General features: G+C 58.3%; 26 protein-coding genes and 1 pseudogene. 7 read left to right on the forward strand and 20 right to left on the reverse strand.

Annotation, left to right across the window (positions count from 1 at the left end):
- Positions 1-7: 7 nt before the first annotated feature.
- Positions 8-979: an SMP-30/gluconolactonase/LRE family protein gene (locus QZW03_RS01540; protein ID WP_296507683.1), complete on the reverse strand. Its 972-nt coding sequence runs from the start codon at positions 977-979 to the stop codon at positions 8-10.
- A gap of 222 nt (positions 980-1,201) precedes the next feature.
- On the opposite strand from QZW03_RS01540, the gene QZW03_RS01545 reads away from it, so the two are divergent.
- Complete coding sequence (locus tag QZW03_RS01545; protein ID WP_296507685.1) at positions 1,202-1,672, forward strand: hypothetical protein; 471 nt, start codon at positions 1,202-1,204, stop codon at positions 1,670-1,672.
- Here QZW03_RS01545 and QZW03_RS01550 read toward each other — a convergent pair.
- The 13 genes from QZW03_RS01550 to QZW03_RS01610 form a co-directional block, all read right to left on the reverse strand.
- Entirely contained in the window at positions 1,669-2,682 is a 1,014-nt protein-coding gene (locus QZW03_RS01550; RefSeq protein WP_296507686.1) for a TRAP transporter substrate-binding protein, read from the reverse strand. The genes QZW03_RS01545 and QZW03_RS01550 overlap by 4 nt on opposite strands.
- An 8-nt stretch (positions 2,683-2,690) precedes the next feature.
- The gene (locus QZW03_RS01555; RefSeq protein WP_296507687.1) at positions 2,691-3,794 is read right to left on the reverse strand and encodes an ABC transporter substrate-binding protein; all 1,104 of its coding nucleotides are present in this window, start codon (positions 3,792-3,794) and stop codon (positions 2,691-2,693) included.
- A gap of 66 nt (positions 3,795-3,860) precedes the next feature.
- On the reverse strand, positions 3,861-4,577 hold the full coding sequence (locus tag QZW03_RS01560) for an aldolase (protein ID WP_296507689.1): 717 nt from the start codon (positions 4,575-4,577) through the stop codon (positions 3,861-3,863).
- The gene (gene otnK / locus QZW03_RS01565; RefSeq protein ID WP_296507692.1) at positions 4,574-5,872 is read right to left on the reverse strand and encodes a 3-oxo-tetronate kinase; all 1,299 of its coding nucleotides are present in this window, start codon (positions 5,870-5,872) and stop codon (positions 4,574-4,576) included. The genes QZW03_RS01560 and otnK overlap by 4 nt, the downstream gene beginning before the upstream one ends.
- A gap of 8 nt (positions 5,873-5,880) precedes the next feature.
- A complete protein-coding gene (locus QZW03_RS01570) occupies positions 5,881-6,192 on the reverse strand; it encodes a putative quinol monooxygenase (RefSeq protein WP_296507694.1) in 312 nt (103 codons plus the stop codon).
- Positions 6,193-6,195: 3 nt separating this feature from the next.
- Entirely contained in the window at positions 6,196-7,488 is a 1,293-nt protein-coding gene (locus QZW03_RS01575; RefSeq protein WP_296507695.1) for a TRAP transporter large permease, read from the reverse strand.
- 14 nt (positions 7,489-7,502) lie between these two features.
- Positions 7,503-8,036, reverse strand: coding sequence for a TRAP transporter small permease (locus QZW03_RS01580; protein WP_296507696.1), 534 nt, complete (start codon positions 8,034-8,036; stop codon positions 7,503-7,505).
- 33 nt (positions 8,037-8,069) lie between these two features.
- Positions 8,070-9,068 carry a TRAP transporter substrate-binding protein gene (locus QZW03_RS01585; RefSeq protein ID WP_296507697.1) on the reverse strand — a complete coding sequence of 333 codons (999 nt, stop codon included), beginning with the start codon at positions 9,066-9,068 and terminating at the stop codon, positions 8,070-8,072.
- Positions 9,069-9,114: 46 nt separating this feature from the next.
- Positions 9,115-10,185 carry a Gfo/Idh/MocA family oxidoreductase gene (locus QZW03_RS01590; RefSeq protein WP_296507698.1) on the reverse strand — a complete coding sequence of 357 codons (1,071 nt, stop codon included), beginning with the start codon at positions 10,183-10,185 and terminating at the stop codon, positions 9,115-9,117.
- A gap of 2 nt (positions 10,186-10,187) precedes the next feature.
- Complete coding sequence (locus QZW03_RS01595) at positions 10,188-11,279, reverse strand: isocitrate/isopropylmalate dehydrogenase family protein (RefSeq protein ID WP_296507699.1); 1,092 nt, start codon at positions 11,277-11,279, stop codon at positions 10,188-10,190.
- A 19-nt stretch (positions 11,280-11,298) separates the two neighbouring features.
- Positions 11,299-11,985 (reverse strand): GntR family transcriptional regulator, encoded by a 687-nt coding sequence (locus QZW03_RS01600; protein ID WP_296507701.1) that lies wholly within the window; start codon positions 11,983-11,985, stop codon positions 11,299-11,301.
- 8 nt (positions 11,986-11,993) lie between these two features.
- Positions 11,994-12,998 carry an SMP-30/gluconolactonase/LRE family protein gene (locus tag QZW03_RS01605; protein ID WP_296507703.1) on the reverse strand — a complete coding sequence of 335 codons (1,005 nt, stop codon included), beginning with the start codon at positions 12,996-12,998 and terminating at the stop codon, positions 11,994-11,996.
- 78 nt (positions 12,999-13,076) lie between these two features.
- The gene (locus tag QZW03_RS01610; RefSeq protein WP_296507705.1) at positions 13,077-14,615 is read right to left on the reverse strand and encodes a methyl-accepting chemotaxis protein; all 1,539 of its coding nucleotides are present in this window, start codon (positions 14,613-14,615) and stop codon (positions 13,077-13,079) included.
- A 124-nt stretch (positions 14,616-14,739) separates the two neighbouring features.
- Here QZW03_RS01610 and QZW03_RS01615 point away from each other — a divergent pair.
- A pseudogene (locus QZW03_RS01615) lies at positions 14,740-15,006 on the forward strand (integrase); the annotation flags it as partial.
- A 171-nt stretch (positions 15,007-15,177) separates the two neighbouring features.
- Positions 15,178-15,387: a hypothetical protein gene (locus tag QZW03_RS01620; RefSeq protein WP_296507710.1), complete on the forward strand. Its 210-nt coding sequence runs from the start codon at positions 15,178-15,180 to the stop codon at positions 15,385-15,387.
- Here the strand turns inward: QZW03_RS01620 and QZW03_RS01625 are convergent.
- Genes QZW03_RS01625 through QZW03_RS01635 form a run of 3 tightly spaced genes read right to left on the reverse strand, consistent with a single transcriptional unit; the run spans position 15,377 to position 16,679 of the window.
- Positions 15,377-15,724 carry a single-stranded DNA-binding protein gene (locus QZW03_RS01625; protein WP_296507711.1) on the reverse strand — a complete coding sequence of 116 codons (348 nt, stop codon included), beginning with the start codon at positions 15,722-15,724 and terminating at the stop codon, positions 15,377-15,379. The genes QZW03_RS01620 and QZW03_RS01625 overlap by 11 nt on opposite strands.
- Positions 15,721-16,284, reverse strand: a complete 564-nt coding sequence (locus tag QZW03_RS01630; RefSeq protein WP_296507713.1) for a lipocalin family protein — start codon at positions 16,282-16,284, stop codon at positions 15,721-15,723. Before QZW03_RS01630 ends, QZW03_RS01625 begins: the two co-directional genes overlap by 4 nt.
- Positions 16,285-16,319: 35 nt before the next feature.
- Entirely contained in the window at positions 16,320-16,679 is a 360-nt protein-coding gene (locus tag QZW03_RS01635) for a DUF2237 domain-containing protein (RefSeq protein WP_296507715.1), read from the reverse strand.
- A 79-nt stretch (positions 16,680-16,758) separates the two neighbouring features.
- Here QZW03_RS01635 and QZW03_RS01640 point away from each other — a divergent pair, with 79 nt between their 5' ends.
- From QZW03_RS01640 to QZW03_RS01650, 3 genes are read left to right on the forward strand one after another with little or no spacing between them, the layout of a single operon-like run.
- Positions 16,759-16,989, forward strand: coding sequence for a hypothetical protein (locus QZW03_RS01640; protein ID WP_296507717.1), 231 nt, complete (start codon positions 16,759-16,761; stop codon positions 16,987-16,989).
- Positions 16,986-17,435 (forward strand): DUF3429 domain-containing protein, encoded by a 450-nt coding sequence (locus tag QZW03_RS01645; protein WP_296507719.1) that lies wholly within the window; start codon positions 16,986-16,988, stop codon positions 17,433-17,435. Before QZW03_RS01640 ends, QZW03_RS01645 begins: the two co-directional genes overlap by 4 nt.
- Positions 17,432-17,695, forward strand: a complete 264-nt coding sequence (locus QZW03_RS01650; protein WP_366481302.1) for a TIGR03643 family protein — start codon at positions 17,432-17,434, stop codon at positions 17,693-17,695. Before QZW03_RS01645 ends, QZW03_RS01650 begins: the two co-directional genes overlap by 4 nt.
- Positions 17,696-17,752: 57 nt before the next feature.
- Here QZW03_RS01650 and QZW03_RS01655 read toward each other — a convergent pair whose 3' ends face one another.
- Positions 17,753-18,529, reverse strand: coding sequence for a ferredoxin--NADP reductase (locus tag QZW03_RS01655; RefSeq protein ID WP_296507721.1), 777 nt, complete (start codon positions 18,527-18,529; stop codon positions 17,753-17,755).
- Between the two features lie 133 nt (positions 18,530-18,662).
- Between QZW03_RS01655 and QZW03_RS01660 the strand changes: the two genes are divergently transcribed.
- Entirely contained in the window at positions 18,663-19,019 is a 357-nt protein-coding gene (locus tag QZW03_RS01660; RefSeq protein WP_296507723.1) for a thioredoxin family protein, read from the forward strand.
- On the opposite strand, the gene QZW03_RS01665 is transcribed toward QZW03_RS01660, so the two are convergent.
- Both QZW03_RS01665 and alaS read right to left on the reverse strand, forming a co-directional pair.
- On the reverse strand, positions 18,998-19,543 hold the full coding sequence (locus QZW03_RS01665; RefSeq protein WP_296507724.1) for a TlpA disulfide reductase family protein: 546 nt from the start codon (positions 19,541-19,543) through the stop codon (positions 18,998-19,000). The genes QZW03_RS01660 and QZW03_RS01665 overlap by 22 nt on opposite strands.
- 90 nt (positions 19,544-19,633) lie before the next feature.
- Positions 19,634-22,285 (reverse strand): alanine--tRNA ligase, encoded by a 2,652-nt coding sequence (gene alaS / locus QZW03_RS01670; protein WP_296507726.1) that lies wholly within the window; start codon positions 22,283-22,285, stop codon positions 19,634-19,636.
- Positions 22,286-22,334 lie beyond the last annotated feature (49 nt).

Below are 22,334 nucleotides of genomic sequence, written 5' to 3' on the forward strand. Positions count from 1 at the left end.
GATGCTTTCAAACAGAACCGGGATAGTTCCAGTGGGTCGGTGCAACACCCTGTACCGGCATGGCGATTTTCAAAATTGACTGGCCCAGCAAGCAGCCGAGGTAGGCCTCGCGCAATTGCGGACCGGCAAATGCAATGCTGGAAATGTTCTTAAGGTGTCGGCTTTTGACGCCGTCCAGATGGGGGCGGTCCATCGTGCTGCTTTGGTAGGCAGCCTCCACCCATGCCAAGTGGTCTGGGTCCACATCCTGAATGTGCACCGTCTGGCGTCCGTCTGGGGTCACATGTATCAGACTGTTGCTCACAATACTGACGACCCACACGCCGCCCTCAACGTCAAGCGCGAGTCCATCGGGAAACACGCCTGGACCAAACTCCGCGACAACTTGCTTAGTACCCAGACTACCGTTCTCCGCAATAGCGAATCGAGAGAGGCGCCGTGTAAATGTCTCATTCACATAGAGCCACTCGCCGGCGGCATCGACCACACACTCATTGGTGTAGCCCAAACCATCCGCGACGATGCGGGCGCCTTTGGCATCCATCATCACCACGAACCCGTCATCGCAGGTCTTGCGGTAGCCCAGGGACCGCGGCGTCAGCCGCGTACTCACCGTGATCCAAAAACGCCCTTGCCGGTCTTCGACTACATAGTTGGTCGGCGGCAAGTCGACGCCGTCCACGGTCTGCAATACAGGGCGGGTTTGACCATCTCGGTCCAACCGGTACACGCCACCGCGCTCAGCACCTAGGTGGGCAAGTAGAAATGCCCCATCTCGCAAGAGCGCAATACCGTTGGGTTTGAGCACTTCACCATCAACGGGACTACCTACGTACAGCTGTTGTTGGCCGTTGGGCCCAATATGGGCTACGCCACCACGCCAGTCCGCCGTGAAGATGTCGCCACTGGCCGTAGCTAATACGCACTCTGGCCGCACTAAGTCAGTACCTATCCAATCTTCGGGCCGAATCGGCTGCATTGGTTTCGTAGTACTAGCGGCAGGAATTTTCATAGCGAGTTAGCAAGGCAATTTCATTTAATGTATTTGTTAACGTGTACGTTAAATGAAATTGCCTTATTGGGGTTTACCCTTTTTGGGGTTCTGAGCCCGCCAGGCTTGCAAACCCTGTTCTTGATTTTGATAGCAGGGGGCTTTTCCATATACTGTTTATAAATACAGTAAATTATTAGAGCCATTGCCATGACTAGCGCTGCGCGCACCCAAGCTACTTCGGTAGACCTGCAGGCCCTGCATTCCGGGGTGTGGCGCGCCCATACGTTGGCGGATGCTACGCAGGCGGTTCACGCCACGGGGGAGGCGCTGCTGGACACCCATTTGCCCGGCGGCGGCTGGCCGGTGGGGGCACCGCTGCCACCGTTAGTACCGGCTTTGCATACACAGGGTTTGGCAGTGCAGCGGGTGCAGGCCCCAGATGCAGCCCAATGCATATGGTCTGCTGACCATGCTCTGCGGTGTGCCGAAATAGATGTGCTGCTGTGGATGGGCTCAGAGCAGCGCGCCCATGGTACGCGCGCCGGCACCCGATACGACGCATTGCGTCTGAACCAACGGCAGCGGTTGCAGATGGCGGCGGTTGAGCACCAGACGTTGTTGTTTGCGTTTGGAGTGAGTCAACCGCTAACAGCTAACAGACATAAAAGGCGCCTTTAAGGACGCATCGCTTTGGCGTCCGCAAGGATCGCATCGACATCTGCCCCGTACACGGTGCGCGCACGGGGATATACCCCTTCCATCGCTTGGCGAAATTGTTGACGATTAGGCACCACGACCTTTGCGCCGTCAGCTTTCATTGCGGCAATATTGGCTTCGTCGGCGTCACGGGTCAGCGTGCGGGACAGATTGCTGGCTTCTTGCCCCGCTTTCATAAACCGCTGCCGGTCGGCTGCGCTAAGCCGTTGCCACAGTGTCTCAGACATGACAAAGGGTATCGGGCTGTAGACATGCTGGGTTAGCACGATATTGGGGGCAACCTCATAGAAGCGCATGGAGCGAATGGTATCGACAGGATTTTCTTGGCCATCAACTGCACCAGACTGAATGGCGCTATACACATTCGTAATCGGCAACACCACCGGCTCGTAACCTATGGACTCCATGATCCACTTGATCATGTCGTTAGGGAAGACGCGTATTCTCTTGCCTTTTGCGTCTGCAGGTTGGTTTAGCGGCGTCTTAGTTGTGAAACTCCGAAAGCCGGCCTCCCAAGTTGCCAAATAGCGAATGCCTTTTGCGGGAAGCTTGTCAAACTGCTTGGCCAACCATGTTGAGTTGTCATAAAGTCTCCATCCATGCTCATAGCTATCTACGAGGTAAGGCAAAGCCGTAAGATTCAACTCGTTCACCAAGCCTGCAAAGCTGCCGGTAGCACTGGTAGTAAAGTCCAATCGGCCTTCTGCCACTGCTTTCACATTTTGAGGGTCGTTGCCTAGTTGGCCCGAGTGGAACACCAGAATGCGGTAGCGGCCCCCGGTGTATTCTTCGACTTTCTGAGCGAAGGCCTCTGCAGCAGCATGGCGGGAGCCAGAGGGTGTGTCAGTGTGATTGAGTTTGAGTACAGTGACGGCGGGTTGAGCTTGAACCACTGGCGCGGCACTGGCCAGCACCGCTACCAATAGACGCGAAACCCAAAAAGAAACACTAATAAAATTACGATTGTGCATAGTGGCTCTTACTGGCGAATGCGGCCATCGTCACCGACGATCGACATGTCAACATAACGAGATCCTTCATGGTTGGCTGCGGAGAAGTCAATCCAGAATCCACCCAAGTCGTAGCGCCGCATGCTTTCCAAGGTTTTGGCAAGTGCTTTGGCGTCGACATCTCGGCCAGCTCGGCGTAGACCTTCGGCCAAAACTCGCGTAGCCACATAGCCTTCTAGACTGGCAAAGTTCATTCGCTCTAAATCAATACCCAAAGCAACAATCTGCTTCCTAAAGTCTTGCGCCACTGGCGTCTTGATGCGATAGGGGCTTGGCATTCCTTGGGCTATCGCTGTGCCTGAAGCAGCTGCGCCCAGTTGTTTAACCAACTGCTCAGCATTCACTGTAGAAGTGGCAAAAACCAATGACTTCAATCCCTTTCCACGAATGCCGGAAATGACCGCTCCAGCCACTGGCGTGTTGGCCACTAACAAAACCGCCTGAGGGTCAGCGGCGACGATCTGAGTAACAGCGGGCGCCACATCGACATTGCTAGACGGCAGCGCGACAACAGTCGCCGGTTTGAGTTGTCGCGCCGCGAGCATCTTTTGGGCTTGGTCCCACGCTTCGCGACCAAAGGCCTCATCTTCGTAGACAACTGCAATGCGCGTCGTGGCCATGGTTTGCATCTGGTCCAGTATGCGCGACACTTCGTCTTTGTAACCAGCCCGGATGTGAAACAACGCGGGGGTGATGCGGAACTCCGCCATGCCCGAGGTCACGCCAATGACAGGTACCCCCTTGCTTTCCAATAATTTGCTTTGTAGCACTGCGCTGATGTTCTCTGCTCCCCACATACCCAAGAAAGCCACAGGCTCATACTTTTGCAATATTTCCCGGGCGTGGCTAACGGTATCTTTGCTGCGGTACCCATCATCGCGCGATACCAAGCGCAGGCGGTTGCCATTCACTCCACCTGTCATATTGATTTCGTTGAGCGCCACCGTGATACCCAAGTTGAAGTCGCGGCCTGCTTGAGCCAACGCTCCTCCAAACGGGGCCACCTGGGCGACCCAAACATCTTTCGCCAACGCAGGAGCATTCCCGAAACCCGCCCCCAACAGAAAAATCAAAACACTCCATGGACGTAACCACCTGCGAGGCGACATACTGGCCTTTCTGAAAAATGTTGAAGGCGTTTATTGCCAGCGAATATTGAAGCGATCTTCCAGCGTCTGGACCTGCTCCGGTGGCAGTGGTGCAGTTCGCCCGTGGGACCAGCAATACAGCTTGGCGGTTTCCTCCAGCTCCTCCAGCACCGCCATGGCCTGCGCTGGCGAGTGGTGCCATACGTTGGGGCCAAGCCGTTCTAACATGACGGCGCGCAGCCCGATTCCGGCTTTGGCATACGCCTCGATGCACTGCCCGACCGTGCCGGCCACCTCAGGAGAGCCCGGAAGCCCATAAGGAATCAAAGGCACGCGCCCCACCTTCATCACAAAGTACGGCGTGAGCGCGGGGAGCAACTCTTGCCACTGAAACTTGCCACAGCTCAAGCCCACATCGCCCATGGAAAGAGAAACGCTGTAGCTGCTGTGCGTGTGAATCACGCAGCGAACCTGTGCGTCGACGACAGAGGCAGACGCATAAATTTTTCGATGCAACACAATGGTTTTGCTGGGAACATCGCCGGCCAAATACTCCCCCTGCGCGTCGAGCAGCGACAAGCGTTCGGGCCTTAAGAAACCCAAGCAGGCGTCGGTCGGTGTAATCAGATAGCCACCCCCTTGCTCTACCGGCAGTCGCACACTGATATTGCCAGCTGTGGCGTGCACCAAACCGCGGTCGAACATACTTTTTCCAACACGGCATACTTCCTCGCGGATCGCATCGAGGCTATCCAACCAGTGGCTCATTGCAGCACTCCAAAACCGGCACTAAAAATATCCACGGCACCAAAATTTCCAGACTTCAAAAGTAAGTGCAGAGCGGGAAGATCACCTTCGGCAGGCACATGGCACCATGGCACCCCGGGCGCCACCGCCGGGCCGACCTGCAGCGTGTGAATCTGCAGTGCCTGAACACAAGCGCCCGAGGTTTCGCCACCTGCCACCAACAACTGACGCACTCCCAGGCGCACCAAGCCGCGCGCAATCTGGGCTAGTGCCGACTCCAACATGCTTCCCAAATGCAGCGCACCCGAAGCGGACTGCGCGGTTTGTACTTGCTCCGGGCCTGCCGTCGAGTAAATCAACAGGGGTTGGCTCCCCACAACCGTGGCAGCCCACTGCAAAGCCTGTTCAACTACCGGTTCTCCGGCGAACAATCGCGAAGGATCTATCTGGTACGCCGGGAGTCCTTGCTCCACAAAGTGGGCAACCTGCGCATTCGTCGCGACCGAGCAACTACCAGACACGACGGCCTGCGCCCCGCTAGGAGCGGGCAACCGAGCGTTCTGAGCCGCACGCAGACCGTGATTCTGCGGTATTCCAATTGCAAGCCCGGAGCCCGCAGTGACCAACGGCAAATCTCTAACGGCACACCCCAGATTCATCAGGTCTTGGTTGTCCAGCGCATCAACCACCACGACCTCGATACCTTGCGCCTGCAAAGTCTGCAAGTTCGTTCGAATGGCATCTGGCCCCTGGCGGACCACGCCATAGTCAAGCAAGCCCACTTTGCGGCTGCATTGCGCCTGAAGCACACGTTGCAAATTGGCATCCCGCATGGGAGTTAGCGGATGGTCTCGCATCCCAGACTCACTCAGCAGTACATCGCCTACAAAGAGGTGTCCTTTGAACACTGTGCGCCCATTGGCAGGAAACGCGGGAGTGGCAATCGTCAACGAAGCACCACAGGCCTCCATCAGCGCATCGATCACCGGGCCAATATTGCCGCGCTGGCTGCCCGTATACACGCTATCGAAGGTAGAGCAGTATTTGAAATAGATTTGCTCTGCCCCATGCGCCTTCAGCCACGCCAAAGCCCGTAGACTTTGCTCCACAGCTTCTTGTGGTGGCAAGGTCCTTGACTTGAGGGCGATGACTACGGCATCGGCATTCACTACTGTCTCGTCCGCCGGAATGCCCATGGTTTGCACCACCCGCATGCCAGCCTCGGTCAGGTTGCTGGCCAAATCGGTGGCACCGGTAAAGTCATCGGCAATGCACCCTAAGCGCAATTTATTTCCGGGCTCTGAAAAACCAGACATCGCCATAGTTAATTTTTTTCCAACGATAGGGCGGGCGACAGGCGGTTGTAAACCTTAACTTCCTTGTTCTTCACCCAAGCCTGTGTCATTGTGTTGAACTCCACAAAATGCGGCGTAGCAAGATGGTGTTGAAAGTCTTGCGCGCTGTCATAGGCCTCGTACAGAAACACGGCACGCTCCTCAGCAGAGGATTCACATACGTCGAACTGCTTGCACCCGGGCTCTTCAGACAAGGACGAAGCAGCATTGGCGAGCATGGCGGACATGAACTCCGCATAGTGCGCAGGCGTAATTTCAAAGGTAACCGTAACGATGTACATGCGTTATCCCCACTTTGCAATCATGCTGGGCAACCAGCTTGTAAGGCCTGGAACATAGGTCACCAGCAGTACGATGGTGAAGGTCGCAGCCATCATGACCCACAGGTGCTTGGTGATTTCGCCAATCGTCGCACTGGCTAACTTGGCAGCAACAAACAGCGTCCCCCCAACGGGCGGCGTGTATAGAGCAATCGCCAAATTGGCCGTCATGATGACGCCCATATGGACCAGGTCCATCTGGAAGGCAGCCGCCAAGGGTAAGAACAAAGGCGCAGCCATTAGCAACGCGGGGAGCGGCTCGATGAAGATGCCCAAGAGCACGAGCGCCACATTCAGCATGATCAAGAATACCCACTTCACATGCGCGACCGAGCCCACCCAGTCTGCCAATTGCATGGCAACTCCTTCGGCAGTAATGATCCACGCGAGTGCTCCTGTTGCTCCAATAACCAGCATCACTGTCGCACTGGTAATGAAGGCTTTTAACAGCAATTCGGGAATTTGCCGGTAAGACATGTCCTTGTACAAAAACATCGATACCAGCAAGCCATACACCACCGCTACAGCGGCAGCCTCCGTCGGTGTGAAGTAGCCCGACCAAATGCCACCGATGATGAACACGGGCATGAGCAGCGCTGGGCCTGCATCCAAACCAGCCACCCATATTTTTCGCAGCGAAGCGGGCTTCCCGCCCATGTCGACACCGGTGGAACGGCCGTGCCACATACATACCGCCACCAAGGCGGCGGCAGACAACAGCGCGGGCAGCAAGCCGGCCGACGATAGCGTACGCATAGACACACCAGAAACGAAGGCGTACACCAAGAACGGGATGGAAAGCGGCATCAGCAACGCTAACGTACCGGATACAGCGACCAAAGCGGCGGCGAATCCCCTGCTGTAGCCACGTGCCAGCATGGCCGGAATGACCAAGGAGCCAATGGCAGCCGTATCGGCGATAGCCGACCCTGATACACCGCCGAACAGCAGGCAGGACATCACCGTAACCACACCCAAGCCGCCAGGCAGCCAGCCAAACAACACATTAGCGAACTCGACAATACGCTTGCCAACGCCGCCGTGGGCCAGCAGTTCACCCGTAAAGACAAACAAGGGAACTGCAATCAAGATAAAGGGCTCGACACCACCGATAAACGAGAGGAACACGCTCTCAAGAGGGTAGGACATGCCATAGATAGTGACCACACCGACGGTGGTTGCCAATAGTGCCACCATCAGCGGAATACCCGCCAACGCCAGCAAGAAGAAGGAACCAAAAATTACAAGCGACAACATGGGATATTCCTCAATCAATCGGCTGGATAACGTTGCTCGCGAGGTACCCCGCGCAGAATGAGCACTAGATCCCACAACAGAAACACTAGAATGCAAGCGGAGCCAACGGGAAGCGGCATGTACTGCCAGGCCATGGGCCATTCCAAGGTGGTCAACACCGTGCCCCAGCTCTCGTCAACAATGCGCAGGCCGTAATACAGTATGACCACCATGATCAGCGCGCAAAACGCTTGCACCGCAGCATCTGCCCATCGGCGTTTCGGGGGGCTGAGTTTGTCCAAAAACTCATTGATGCTCATGTGAGCGCCCCGCTGGGCGGCGGCAGCACCCCCCAGAAACGTCACCCACACCATCAAGAACTCACCCAACTCTGTGAGCCAGGCGAGATCTCGGCTCAGTGCGTGCAACACGACATTGATGAAAATCAATACCGCCAGCGCACCACCGATGCCAATGACGCAGGTATCGATACACCGACTCAGCAGGCGAATCGCCATGGGAGCTGGTACCAACTGTGGTTTTACTTCTTCTATTTCAGCAAAGGACATGACAATCCACCTCTGTGCTTCGGTTGAAACGATTTACTTCACGGCCTTGCGCACAGCGGCGGCGTCCGCCAGTACAGCGTCGACATCAGCACCGTACTTATCACGTGCTTTGGCATACACCGGCTCCACAGCTTTGCGGAAGGCTTCGGTATTGGGCTTGCGGTTAACCTTGGCGCCCTTGGCTTCCATCTCGGCTAACAACTTTTCGTCGTTGTCGCGAATCGCGTTGCGCTGGAACGGTGCTACCTCTTTAGCGGCCTTGGCAATCGCAATTTGGTCCTCGGGAGAAAGCTTTTGCCATGTCTTCTCAGAGATTGCCAGAGGTGTCGGGCTGTAGACGTGATTGGTTAGGGTAACGTGGGGTGCTACTTCGTAAAACTTATTCGATGCAATGGTGTCAATCGGATTTTCTTGCCCCGAGACAGCACCCTGTTGAATGGCAAGGTAGACCTCTGGTAGAGGCATGATCTGAATGCCGAACCCCATGGCCTCCAGTTGCCAGCGCATCATCTCGTTAGGAAAGGTACGCAGCTTCTTGCCCTTGGCGTCTTCCGGCGAGTTCAGCGGGTCACGGGTCGTCATGTTGCGAAAACCTGCTTCCCAAGTTGCGAGAAAGCGGAAACCTTTCTCGGGAGCCTTGGCAAACTGGGTTTGCAGCCACTTAGACTCGTCGTAAAACTTCCAGCCCTGCGTGTAACTGTCAATGATGAAAGGCATCATCATCAGATTCAGAGTTGGTATTTGTCCAGCGTACGAACCGGTTGCCGACACGGTGAAGTCAATACCACCAAGCGTGAGTTGTTCAATGTTTTTTGGGTCATTGCCAAGCTGACTGCAGCAAAACACGTTAACTTGGTAGCGACCTTGGGTGTAGTCCTTAACCTTTTTTGCAAATACTACGGCGGCTGCATGACGGGCGCCAAATTGTTGATCGGTGTGACTGAACTTCAGCACGGTCTGGGACTGGGCTGCGCTGGCAAGCGTCGCTGCTGCCAGCGCCACTGCGTAGCGAATGACGGTAAATTTCTTCATGATGATGTCTCCTTCTTGGTTGGTGAATGCCGAAGCAAGCTTCTTGTTACGAGAACTGAAACGAATGCAAATCAACCTTGCATCCTTGGGAATTCGATTCGTAGATGGCTTCCTGTACACGCAGGTTTTGCAGGTAATCGTGGGCGGTGTTCTCCAACGCGCACTCACCACTTAGGCCGTCTAGTACATGGCGTTGCAACGCGCCACAGGCACCTGCGCCAAAGCTGTGGTCTTGGGGGGCTGCGTCATAAACATGCTCCACTTCGGGGCCGTGGTGGGGCTTCCAATGCAGAGCGCCAAAACCATCCAAACGCATCACGCCGGCGCTGCCCTCGAGCCACATTTCTCCAAACGTGCGACGGGGGTTATTCGCGCTGTGGTCATTCAGACGATTGCCGTCAAAAAGGCCGACGCTTCGGTTGTCGAATCCGAACACGACAACTCCTGCGTCCTCACCCTGTATCACTGGATTTACACGGCGCAACTGCGCGTAAACGCTGGACACCTCCCCCATAAGGTACCTAAACGTGTCAACATAATGCACACCTGTCTCTGCCATCAACAAACGAGGCATGGTCTGGAAATAGGGTTGGCGGTCCATATACGCGTTCGGGCCTTGACCATCTCCTGGGCGTAGGCGGAAACTGATGCCGTGCAAGTCGCCAAAGTACCCCACGTCTATCAGTCGCTTTAACTCCCGATGCCACGGCATGAAGCGGAAGTTCTCATGCACGATCAGTGGGGTTCCATGCTGTGCGGCGGCGGCTGCAAAGCACTGGGCCTGCCGCACATCTGATCCGAACGGTTTCTGGCAAACAATCGGAATCCCCAGGGGGATCAATTGCTCTAGCAACTGCTCCTGGGCACCCGAGGGCGTTACCAAGTCAATTAGGTCCGGCTTGCCTTGCGCCAGCAGCGCGTCGACCGAATCGACCACTGCTTCTACGCCAAACTTGTTCGCCAGCACTTGGGCCCGCGCCAGATTCAAATCACACAAAGCACCTACCGTCACATTGGGGATGCGACTCCATCCGTCGAGGTGAAACTGGCTGAAAAATCCAGCACCTACCATGGCCACGCGCCAAGGTTTAGAGGTGGGTTGTGCGAACCAGGTCATGCTTACGCCTTGGACAAAGTCTGGACGATGGCGCGGGTCACAGCCACCGTGCCGTCTTGCCCACCAACCTCAAATGGACGCACGCTGCCCGCAGCAAAGACTTCTTGAACAGCTGCGTCAATCAGAGTGGCCGCATCTTGCAAGCGGGTGTCTCCAGTGCGGTCTGCCAGCCACTCCAACATCATGGCGGCGGACAGCACCATGGCAGTGGGGTTAGCTTTGCCTTGGCCTGCAATATCGGGTGCTGTACCGTGAGCTGGCTGAAACAGTGCATGTTTGTCGCCAATGTCGCCGGAGGGCGCCATGCCCATGCCGCCCACCAGGGCCGCAATTAAATCGGACAAGATGTCGCCGAACATGTTTTCTGTCACCAACACGTCATAGGTCCATGGCTTCATGACCAAGTTGAGTGCCATCGCATCAACGTAGGCGCTGTCAGTCTTCACCTCCGGGTGGTTCTGCGCAGTCGATTCAAAGATGCTGCGCCATAGAGCCATTGATGCAAACACATTGGCCTTGTCCACATTGGTCACCCGGCCAGCACGTCCGCGTTGGGCGGCGCGGCGCTCTGCCAGCTTGAAGGCGAACTCACAAATCCGCTTGGTGCCCTTGTGCGTGATTTGCATGGTGTCGTAAACACCGTCTTCGCGCGTCTCACCCCGGCCGCGTGCATAGAACAGGCCCTCCGTACTCTCACGCACCAACACCAAGTCGATCTCAGACGCTTTAGGGCTCGACAGGGGCGTAGGCAAGCCTTTGAAGGTACGGATGGGGCGCACACCAGCGTACAAATCAAAGTGAAACCGCAGGTCCAACTGCGGAATGATTTCGGTGCCGTCGGCACCTCGCACATGGGGCAGACCCATAGCGCCGAACAGAATCGCGTCAGCCGCGTCACAGACTTTGAGCGTGCTCTCAGGCAATGCTACGCCGCTATCCAAATAATGCTGCGCCCCGGCCTTCTGGTAGTCCAGTACCAAACGAATGCCTGTGCGTGCCTGCACTGCTTGCAGAACCTCTTGGGTCGCCTGCATGACTTCCGCACCGATGCCGTCACCCGGCAGTACGGCAATGTGGTATTGGCTCTTTGTCATAGTGGTAAACCTGTTTTCCTTACATGTGTTGAAGACGGAATGTTTCAAAAATCTTGAGCAACTCGGTGCTGGCGCGCTGGCGGTGAACACGGTTTATCTCGCTGGCGCGGGCTGCATCGCCTTTGCGCAGGGCATTCACCAAGGCGGTGTGCTCCTGGGTGGAATGAATCGGCTTGGGACGCAGGCGCAGGGTGAACATGCGGGCGCGATGAGCGCGATCCCAGTAACTCATGACCGTGTCGGTCAGCATGCGATTGCCGGAGAGGCGAACCAGGCGTTCGTGGAACAACTCGTCAGCAACAGCCCACGCATCGAGGTCCCCAGCCTTGAGTGCGGCTTCCATCGAAGCGGTAGCCTCCTCAAGCGGAGCGAGCGAAGCGGCACTGGGCTTACTGCCAGCGAGTAATTCACACGCCATGCATTCCAGTGCTGTCAAAATTTCGTAGATTTCTTTCATGTCTGTCGGCGAAACAGGTAGCACCCGCATGCCGCGTCGAGGAATCACCTCCACCAAACCCTCTTTGGCCAAACGAATCAGAGCCTCACGCACAGGCGTACGGCTCATACCTAGCTGCAGTGCGATTTCTTGCTCTAGCGCCTGAAAACCAGGTGCCCACACGTTGTCTAGGATTCGACGACGCAGCCCTTGATACGCGGCATCGACCATATTGACCGGGTCTTCTTTGGCTTGTAAGTCTTGAGACATAGATGCTTTCAAACAGAACCGGGATAGTTCCAGTGGGTCGGTGCAACACCCTGTACCGGCATGGCGATTTTCAAAATTGACTGGCCCAGCAAGCAGCCGAGGTAGGCCTCGCGCAATTGCGGACCGGCAAATGCAATGCTGGAAATGTTCTTAAGGTGTCGGCTTTTGACGCCGTCCAGATGGGGGCGGTCCATCGTGCTGCTTTGGTAGGCAGCCTCCACCCATGCCAAGTGGTCTGGGTCCACATCCTGAATGTGCACCGTCTGGCGTCCGTCTGGGGTCACATGTATCAGACTGTTGCTCACAATACTGACGACCCACACGCCGCCCTCAACGTCAAGCGCGAGTCCATCGGGAAACACGCCTGGACCAAACTCCGCGACAACTTGCTTAGTACCCAGACTACCGTTCTCCGCAATAGCGAATCGAGAGAGGCGCCGTGTAAATGTCTCATTCACATAGAGCCACTCGCCGGCGGCATCGACCACACACTCATTGGTGTAGCCCAAACCATCCGCGACGATGCGGGCGCCTTTGGCATCCATCATCACCACGAACCCGTCATCGCAGGTCTTGCGGTAGCCCAGGGACCGCGGCGTCAGCCGCGTACTCACCGTGATCCAAAAACGCCCTTGCCGGTCTTCGACTACATAGTTGGTCGGCGGCAAGTCGACGCCGTCCACGGTCTGCAATACAGGGCGGGTTTGACCATCTCGGTCCAACCGGTACACGCCACCGCGCTCAGCGCCCAGGTGGGCCAACAAGAAAGCGCCATCTTTCAGCAGGGCAATGCCATTGGGCTTCAGCGCCTCTCCATCGACAGGGCTGCCGGTGTAGAGACGTTGCGCACCGTCCGCTCCGATGTGGGCCACCCCACCCCGCCAGTCTGCAGTGAAGATGTCGCCATGGGCTGTTGCCAATACACACTCCGGCCGCACAAGGTCAGTCCCGATCCAGTCGGTGGGCTGGATCTGAGGCACGAGGTTGGCACGACGGTCAGCGGAGGTGTTCATGGAGTGGTCGAGAAGCAAAATCAATTAACGTATGCATTAATGTATACGTTAATTTCAACAACTAGCCTCGGGATTACCCTAGGAAACTCCCAACTTAAACACCGCAACCACCTGCACCAAATCCTGCGCCTGGCTCTTCAAGCTGCTCGCCGCAGCCGCCATCTCTTCCACCAGCGCCGCGTTTTGCTGGGTCGCTTGGTCCATCTGGCTGACTGCTTCTCCCACTTGGGAAACTCCTGCACTTTGTTCGTTGCTGGCGGCTGAGATTTCTCCCATGATGTCGGTCACCCGTTTGATGCTGGTGACGACTTCGGTCATGGTGGAGCCCGCTTTGTCTACCAGGGCGGTTCCTTGTTCTACCCGCTCTACGCTGGTGCCAATGAGGGTTTTGATTTCTTTGGCAGCTTCGGCAGAGCGTCCTGCCAAGGAGCGGACTTCGGAGGCGACTACTGCAAAGCCTCTTCCTTGTTCTCCGGCTCGGGCGGCTTCTACGGCGGCGTTCAGTGCCAGGATGTTGGTTTGGAAGGCGATGCCGTCGATGACGCTGATGATGTCGGCGATCTTTCGGCTGGATTCGTTGATGCCTTTCATGGTTTCAACGACTTGGCCGACGACTTCTCCGCCTTGGATGGCTACCTTGGAGGCATTCATGGCCAGTTGGTTGGCTTGGCGGGCGGAGTCGGCGTTTTGTTTGACGGTGGAGCCGAGTTCTTCCATGGAAGCTGCGGTTTCTTCCAGGGCGCTGGCTTGGCTTTCGGTGCGGGCACTCAAGTCGTGGTTGCCTTGGGCGATTTCGGCGCTGGCGGTGGCGACGGATTCGGAGCCGGTGCGGACCCGGGACACCACCTCGGCAAGGTTCTTTTGCATTCGATGCAAGGCTGCCAGCATGTCGGCCATTTCATTGCGCCCTTGTACTGCGATGTCTTGGGTAAGGTCACCTCCAGAGATAGCCAGCGAAATGTGAACCGCCCTGCGCAGTGGGATCGTGATGGCCCGCACCAAGGAGCGGGCGAGCAATGCGCCGAGCAACACCGTCGCACCAGCGACTCCGGCAAAAATCCACAGCCCCGTGTGAAACGATGCTTGCGCGTCCGAGTACTGCGTTTTGGCGCCTAGCAGTTCTTGATCTATCTGGAGATTCACCGCTTCCCCAATGGGGGCAATGCTCTCATCCAGAGACTGCAACAGCAAAGACACCTTGAACATATCTGCTTGCGCCAAGGCAGCCACCAACTCCGTCACCGGCTTTTCTGACTTCGCCAACATCCCATCAATAGCCGCCACTCCCGCGGACTCCGCACGTAGCGCAGTTTTGTAGGCCGTCCACTCTTGTTGAGCGCTCAGCACACTGCTTTTTATGCGTTCCGCCGCTTGTGCAGGATCAACCAATCCGTTGGACACTTTGTTGGCCAAGTTCAATACCCCCTTGGTGTAGCCATCGTTCAGCGACTTGAGTTGCTTCACAGGCAACAGATGCTGGGCATAAATCACCTCCACCGACCGGTTCGATCGCGTGGCTAGTGCTGCGCCCAAAAAAGCAACCAGCAAAACGGTAAGTGACAGGAAGCCAAAGCCCAGGGCAAGCCGTGTCGATATTTTGAGTGAATTGAATTGCATGGTGTCTCCAAGACTGCTGATATGAATTTCTGGGGTTCCATTGAGTCTCGATATTAACGTATACGTTAATATCGACAACTTCCTCAGATGTCGATTCAATGACCACGCGAGCGACAGCAGCCCACCCCGCCGGATCCATGACTCGCCGCACTTGGGAACGCGACAGCACGCACGGTAAGTGGATTCCTAGATTGAGGAAATCGAACTTGATCTAACGACCTACGGCACGCACACAATGCGCCGTACCAGAGCATCCTTGATCTACCGCCGTACCAAGAACCCTCAGGCAATGCAATTCCTCCTGGGGCACCTCAATCTGGAAAGCACGGTGCGCAAACCCTGCATCGAAGTGGAAGACGCCCTAGAGCTATCTCAACAGACTGAAATTTGAACTCGTAGGGCGAGCTGCTGGTCAAGTGCAATTCCCGGGCGCTACAAACCAGCCATTCGCCAGTACCCGCAACTGGCCCACAGCAGTAACCCTGCACAAAATTACCACTACGGAATGCTGTAGTACAAACTCAATCCCGCAGAAAATAGTGCCTCCATCACCAAGGCTTCTGTGAACACTGCTCCCGCCCACGCTGACCTCATTGCCACCTATCTGCGCGCCAAGGCCGAGGCGGCGCATAAATTCAGCTTGATCCTTGCGGCGTCCCACAAAGGACCCAAGGCAATTCAGACGGCCACCGACACCGCTGCCAAGGCCGCCAAACGGCGCGATGCCTATGCCAAAAAGCTCAGCGCCCTGGGCGTGGAGCTCAAGGACTAAGGTCGCCGCCCGCCTCTGCCATGCCCTGCTGTTTACGGGCTGCGTGGTAAGCGGTGAGCACTTGGGTAGCTACCAGGTCCAAGGCGGGCCGGGTGTTGCCTTGCTTGTCGGTCCAGACCTTGGGGGTGAGCGCACCGGCCACGGCCAGCGTGTCGCCGTCGTCCAGCGCCATCAGGGCGGCGCTGGCCTCGGCAGAAAAAGTAATCACGTTCACGATCAGGCTCTCGCCATCGCCCGCAGTGGCTTTGACCTTGGCCAGCACGAAGCTGCTGCCGTTTTTGCCCTGGCGGGATTCGGCCAGACCCACCAAGTGGCCGGCTATGAGTCCGTCCATCATGGTTGCTCCTGAGGGCTGCGCTCCAGGCGCTGGGTGTCAAACCCTTGCCGGGCCAAGCGGGCCAACAGGGCCTGGTAGGCACCGGCCTCTACCTGCGGGCTGCGCGACAACACCCACAAAAACTCGCGCTCCGGTTCGCTCACGGCCACCAACTGGTAATGCGGGTCGAGGTCTATCACCCAGTAGTTGCCCCACACCATGGGCAAAAAAGACAGCCAAGCCGGGGCAAAGCGCACCTGCAGTTTGGGCGAGTCGGCAGGCCCCACTTGGCGTGCGGCGCCCAGGGCCTCGGTGGGCTGTCCGTCGGCGAGGGTGCAGCGGTTGAGGACTTGCACCGAGCCATCGGGCTGCGCCTGGTAGTCGGCCCGGGTGTTGCGGGCGCATTTCTTCTGGAATTTATTGGGGTACTTGGCAATTTCGTACCAGGTGCCCATGTAGCGCGGCAGGTCGAGCGAGGCAATCGGCTGCAGCGGGGGCACCGCTACCGGTGCCGCTTGCGCATGCGCGTTGCCCGCGCACAGGGCGGTGGCCAATAGGCCGAGAACATAGAGTTGTTTCATAGCGTGAGTATGCGGGGGCTGAAGGGGTGCGCGGCTCAGAGCGCATGGGCGCGAAGCTGATCCAGTGAAACGCGCTCCAGGGCCTTGGCGTGGGTGGCCTCCAGGTGCACCGGGGGTGCCACGCCGGCTTGCAAGGCTTCTAACCAGCGGTTCACACACAAGCACCAACGGTCACCGGGGCGCAGGCCCACAAATCGGTATTCGGGGCGCGGGGTACTCAGGTCGTTGCCGCGCAGCAAGGAGTAGGCCAAAAAGTCGGCGGTCACTTTGGCGCACACCACATGGGTGCCGTGGTCGTGGGCATCGGTGTTGCAGCAGCCGTCGCGAAAAAACCCGGTGAGCGGGTCAAACGAACAGGCTTGCAGGGCGGTACCCAACACATTCAGGGCAGACATTCTCAACTCGCTTTCTTAATGCACACAAAGGCCCCAAGGGCACAGGGAACGGGGTTTCCCGCAAGAATACGGGCACCGAATGCTGCCACACTGGCAAGCGACTTTTGTACTCACGGTTTTTCAGGACCTGCACATGGACAACGACGACGAACGCTGCTGCGGTACCGGCACCTGCATCATCAATGACGAGGGCCTGTGCTGGTGCGGCCAACAATGGAATGGCACCGCCATGTGCCGCCCGGGCACCGACCCGCAGGCCGCGCCGCAAGCCCAAAGCGCGGCCTCTCTCCCCGAGAGCGACGCACCATGACCATCGCCACCCCTGCCAGCACGCCCCTGCCGCGCTGGGCCGCCCGCTTGGGTTATGCGGGCGCGCTGCCTTTTGTGGCGTTGGCCGTGGCGGTGTGGTGGGTGCCCGGCGCCTACCGCCACCACGCGGCACTGGCACTCTTGGCCTATGGCGCCACCATTGCCAGCTTTATGGGCGCTATTCACTGGGGCCTGGCCATGCGCGAGGCTCTGACACCCCAGCCCGGCCCGTTTGTGTGGGGGGTGTTCCCCAGCCTAGTGGCCTGGGTGGCTTTGCTACTGCCGGCAGCACAAGGCATGGTCACACTGGCGCTGTTGCTGGGCATGTGCCTGGCGGTAGACCGGCGCAGTTACCCTGCCTATGGCTTGGCAGCGTGGCTGCCAATGCGCCTGCATTTAACGCTGGCGGCTGCTATGAGTTTGTTGGCCGGGAGCCTGGCCGCATGAGCCGCGAGCACCTGCCCCTGAGCGAGTCCGATGTGTCGCGCATTGTGGAAATGGCTTGGGAAGACCGCACCGCGTTTGAAGCCATTGAGGCCCAATTCGGCCTGAACGAATCGGCCGTGGTGGACATCATGCGCGGCTACATGAAACCCAGCTCTTTTCGCATGTGGCGCAAGCGCATGGCAGGGCGGGCGACCAAGCACCTGGCCTTGCGCTCCCCCGAGGTGCAGCGCCACCGGGCCAGCCACACGCGCCAGGCATAAAAAAAGGCCTGCAAGCAGGCCCGGATGGTGCGAAGCGGCCCGTGGAGGCCCTTGCATTTATTGCTCGACGAAGGCGCGCTCCACCACGTAGTCGCCAGGCGTGGTGGTGTTGCCTTCCTTGAAGCCTTTGGCGTCCAAAATTTCGCGCATGTCTTTGTTCAGGCCGGGGCTGCCGCAAATCATGATGCGGTCGGTAGCCGGGTCCAGCGGTGGCAGGCCCAAATCAGCCGGCAGCTGGTTGGACTCGATCAGCGTGGTGATGCGGCCTTGGTGCTCAAACGCCTCGCGGGTCACCGTGGGGTAGTACAGCATTTGCTTGCTGACCATTTCGCCCAGGAACTCGTGCTTTGGAAGCTCGTTTTTGAAGTAGTCGTAATAGGCCAGCTCTTTGACCTCGCGCACGCCGTGCACCACGATGACTTTTTCAAACTTCTCGTAGGTCTCGGGGTCGCGGGCCACGCTCAAAAACGGGGCCAGACCGGTGCCGCTGCCCAGCAAGTACAGGTTTTTTCCGGGCAAGAGGTAGTCGATCAGCAGCGTGCCAGTGGGCTTGCGGCCAATCACAATCTTGTCGCCGACCTTGATGTGCTGCAGCTTGGAGGTCAGCGGGCCGTCTTGCACCTTGATGCTCAAGAACTCCAGGTGCTCTTCGTAATTGGCGCTGACGATCGAATAGGCGCGCAGCAGCGGCTTGCCGTTGTCCTGCATCAGTCCGATCATGGTGAAGTGACCATTCGAGAAGCGCAGCGCGGGGTCACGGGTAGTGGTGAAACTGAACAAACGGTCTGTCCAGTGGTGTACGCTTAAAACTGTTTCTTCCAGAAATGCACTCATGGGGGCCTTGCTTCAGGGTCTGACTGTGGAGCACCGCATCGGCCACAATGGCCTAGGGCGAAACCCTATATTGTAAAACTTCATACCCCTGAAGCTTGTTATATCGATATTGATTTGAGTCATTAGCCAGCGCATGTCCATCTCCACCGATTCCCACGCCCCCGACCTGCTGGTTGCCTGCCTCTGCGCCCAGTGGTGCGGCACCTGCAAAGACTACCAACCCTTGTTCACCGCGCTGCAAGCCGAGTTCGCCGGGGCGCGGTTTGTGTGGGTCGATGTGGAAGACGAGTCGGACTTGGTGGACCCCATTGAGGTAGAAAACTTCCCAACACTGCTGGTCGCCCAAGGCCAGAGCGCCCGCTTTTTCGGCACCGTCACCCCGCACCTTGACACCTTGCGCCGCTTGATCAGCACCAGCGCTGGCACCGACGCCCCCGCCGTCAAAGACGCCGAGGTGCAGGCCCTGGTTCAGCGCTTGCGCGCAGGCTGAAGCAAGGGCCGCCAGAGCGCCTCGCCCTCGGCGCCCGCCCAGTCCAGCCCGCCGCGCACCGTGGCACGCGGAACGCCATGGCGGTCCAGCAACACGGTAGACGGGTAGATGCGCACGCCCCAGGCGCGGGCCGTGTCGCCCAGCGGGTCGCGCAGCACTGGCAAGCTCAAGGCCGTGGCTTGCACAAAGCGAGCAATCGTCTCCGGGCTCTCTTTTAGGTTGATGGTCAGCACTTGCAAGTGCGCCTGCTCGCGCGCCGCCAGGGTTTGCAAGGCCGGCATTTCGGCGCGGCAGGGCTCGCACCAGCTGGCCCAAAAGTTCAGCAGCACGGCCTTGCCGCGCAAGGACGCAAGGCTCCACGGCTGACCCGCTTGATCGACCGCTGGGAGCGCAGGCGCCGGGCGCTTGGCAGGCCAGGCCTGCACATCAAAGCCCGGGCCGCCCGCAGGCGCGCCTGCCGCCCACGCAGCGGGAGTGCAGGCGGTGGCCCAGAGTGAGAGCAGTTGGCGGCGCTGGAGTGGCATTTACAAGCAAAAAGAGCCGCTAGCCCACACAAAATGTGCGCCAGCAGCTCCTGATTTCATAGCAATTGTGCTGTTGAGGGCGTTGTGCCTTTAGAGCTTAGCGCTCACCCAAGCCTGCACGCTGGCCAGTGCATCGGCCAGCTTGGCGGGCTCGGTGCCACCGGCCATGGCCATGTCGGCCTTGCCGCCGCCCTTGCCGCCCACCTGAGCCGCCACAAAGTTGGCCAACTCACCGGCCTTGACCTTGCCGGTGGTGTCGTTGGTGACGCCGGCTGCAATTTGCACCTTGTCGCCGTCCACCGCGCCGAGCACGATGACCGCGGTCTTGAGCTTGTCTTTGAGCTTGTCCATGGTGTCGCGCAGGGTTTTGGCGTCCGCGCCTTCAAGCTTGGCGGCCAGCACCTTGACGCCATTCACGTCAACGGCGCTGCTCATCAGCTCATCGCCTTGGGCGGAGGCCAGCTTGCCCTTGAGGGCTGCAATTTCTTTTTCCAGCGCCTTGACCTGGTCGACCATCTGGCCGAGGCGGTTGCCCAACTCAGCCACGGGAGCCTTGAGGGTGGACGCTGCAGAGTTCACCGTGGTTTCCAGCTCTTGCAGGTATGCCAACGCACCCTGGCCGGTCACGCCTTCAATACGGCGCACGCCTGCGGCCACGCCGCCTTCGGCCACCACCTTGAAGAGGCCGATGTCGCCGGTGCGGCCCACGTGGGTACCGCCGCACAGCTCAGTGGTGCTACCGATGTCGAGCACGCGCACCACGTCGCCATATTTCTCGCCGAACAACATCATGGCGCCGGTTTCTTTGGCGGCTTCGATGTCCATCAGACGGGCATGGGTCTCGGCGTTGCTGAGGATTTCAGCGTTCACGATGGCCTCGATCTGCTGCACTTGGGCGTCGGTCACCGGCGCATTGTGGGCAAAGTCGAAACGGGTGCGCTCAGTGTTCACCAAGCTACCCTTTTGTTGCACATGGTCGCCCAGCACTTCGCGCAGGGCTTTGTGCAGCAAGTGGGTGACCGAGTGGTTGCGCTGGGTGGCGGCGCGCTTGGCGGCGTCCACATGGGCGGTGACGGCGTCGCCGACCTTGAGGCTGCCGGACTTGACCGCGCCGTGGTGCCCGAACACATCACCCTTGATTTTTTGGGTGTCAATCACTTCAAACAAGCCGGCATCCGAGAACACCGCGCCTTCGTCGCCCACCTGGCCGCCGCTCTCCGAGTAAAACGGGGTGGTGTCCAGCACCAACACGCCTTCTTGGCCAGCAATTAGCTCGTTCACCGGCGTACCGTCTGCGTAGAGTGCTACGATTTTTGCAGCTTGTGTCAGATGTTCGTAGCCCACAAAGATGTTGGCCGCACCGGTGTAGTCCAGCGCCTTGTCCATCTTGAACTTGCCGGCCGCACGGCCTGCCGCCTTTTGTTTTTCCATGGCGGCCTTGAAACCGGCTTCGTCCACGTCCACCCCGTTCTCGCGGCAAACGTCGGCCGAAAGATCGAGCGGGAAGCCATAGGTGTCGTGCAGCTTGAAAGCCACTTCACCCGGCAGCAGCTTCACGCCACCCGCCAAGGCTTCATCCAGAATTTGCATGCCGGTGGCCAAGGTTTCGAAGAAGCGCTCTTCTTCCACGCGCAGCACTTCGGTGATGCGCGCCTCTTGCGATGCCATGTGGGGGTAAGCCGCACCCATGACCTGCACCAGGTCTTTGACCAACTTGTGGAAAAACGGGGTCTTCTGGCCCAGCTTGTAGCCGTGGCGGATGGCGCGGCGCACGATGCGGCGCTGCACGTAGCCGCGGCCTTCGTTGCTCGGGATCACGCCGTCGCTCACCAAGAAGGCAGTGGCACGAATGTGGTCGGCAATCACGCGCAGGCTCTTGTTATTCAGGTCGGTACAGCCGGTTTCGCGGGATGCCGCCTTGATGAGTGCATCAAACAGGTCAATCTCGTAGTTGCTGTGCACGTGCTGCAAGATGGCAGCCAGGCGCTCCAGGCCCATGCCGGTGTCCACGCAGGGCGCGGGCAGCGGCGTGACGGCACCGGTTTCATCCATGTTGAACTGCATGAACACGTTGTTCCAGATTTCGATGAAGCGGTCGCCGTCTTCATCGGGGCTGCCCGGGGGGCCGCCGGGGATGTGGGCGCCGTGGTCGTAAAAGATTTCGCTGCACGGGCCACAAGGGCCGGTGTCGGCCATCATCCAGAAATTGTCAGACTTGTAGCGGCCACCCTTGTTGTCGCCGATGCGGATGATGCGCCCCTCTTCCTTGACGCGCTCAGGCGTCCAGCCGGCCTTCACGAAAATGTCTTCCCAAATGGCATGGGCCTCGTCGTCTTCCTGGTATACGGTGGCATACAACTTGTCGGCCGGCAGCTTGTAGACCTGAGTCAACAACTCCCAGGCCCAGTTCAAGCTTTCTTTCTTGAAGTAGTCGCCAAAGCTCCAGTTGCCCAGCATCTCGAAGAAGGTGTGGTGGCGGGCGGTGTAGCCCACGTTTTCCAGGTCGTTGTGCTTGCCACCGGCGCGCAGACAGGCCTGCACGGAGGCCGCGCGCACATAGGAGCGCTTGTCGGAGCCCAGAAACACGTCCTTGAACTGCACCATGCCGGAGTTGGTGAACATCAGCGTGGGGTCGTTGCCCGGTACCAGCGGACTGGACGCCACGACGGTGTGCCCTTTGGAAGCAAAGAAGTCGAGGAAGGATTTGCGAATGTCGGCAACACTCATTACGGGCTGGGTCATGACGGAGTTTCTTCGAGTGGTGGGTCAATAGAACCCGCTATTATCGCCG

The organism is Rhodoferax sp., from assembly GCF_013297935.1.
Classification (GTDB): Bacteria; Pseudomonadota; Gammaproteobacteria; order Burkholderiales; family Burkholderiaceae_C; genus Allorhodoferax.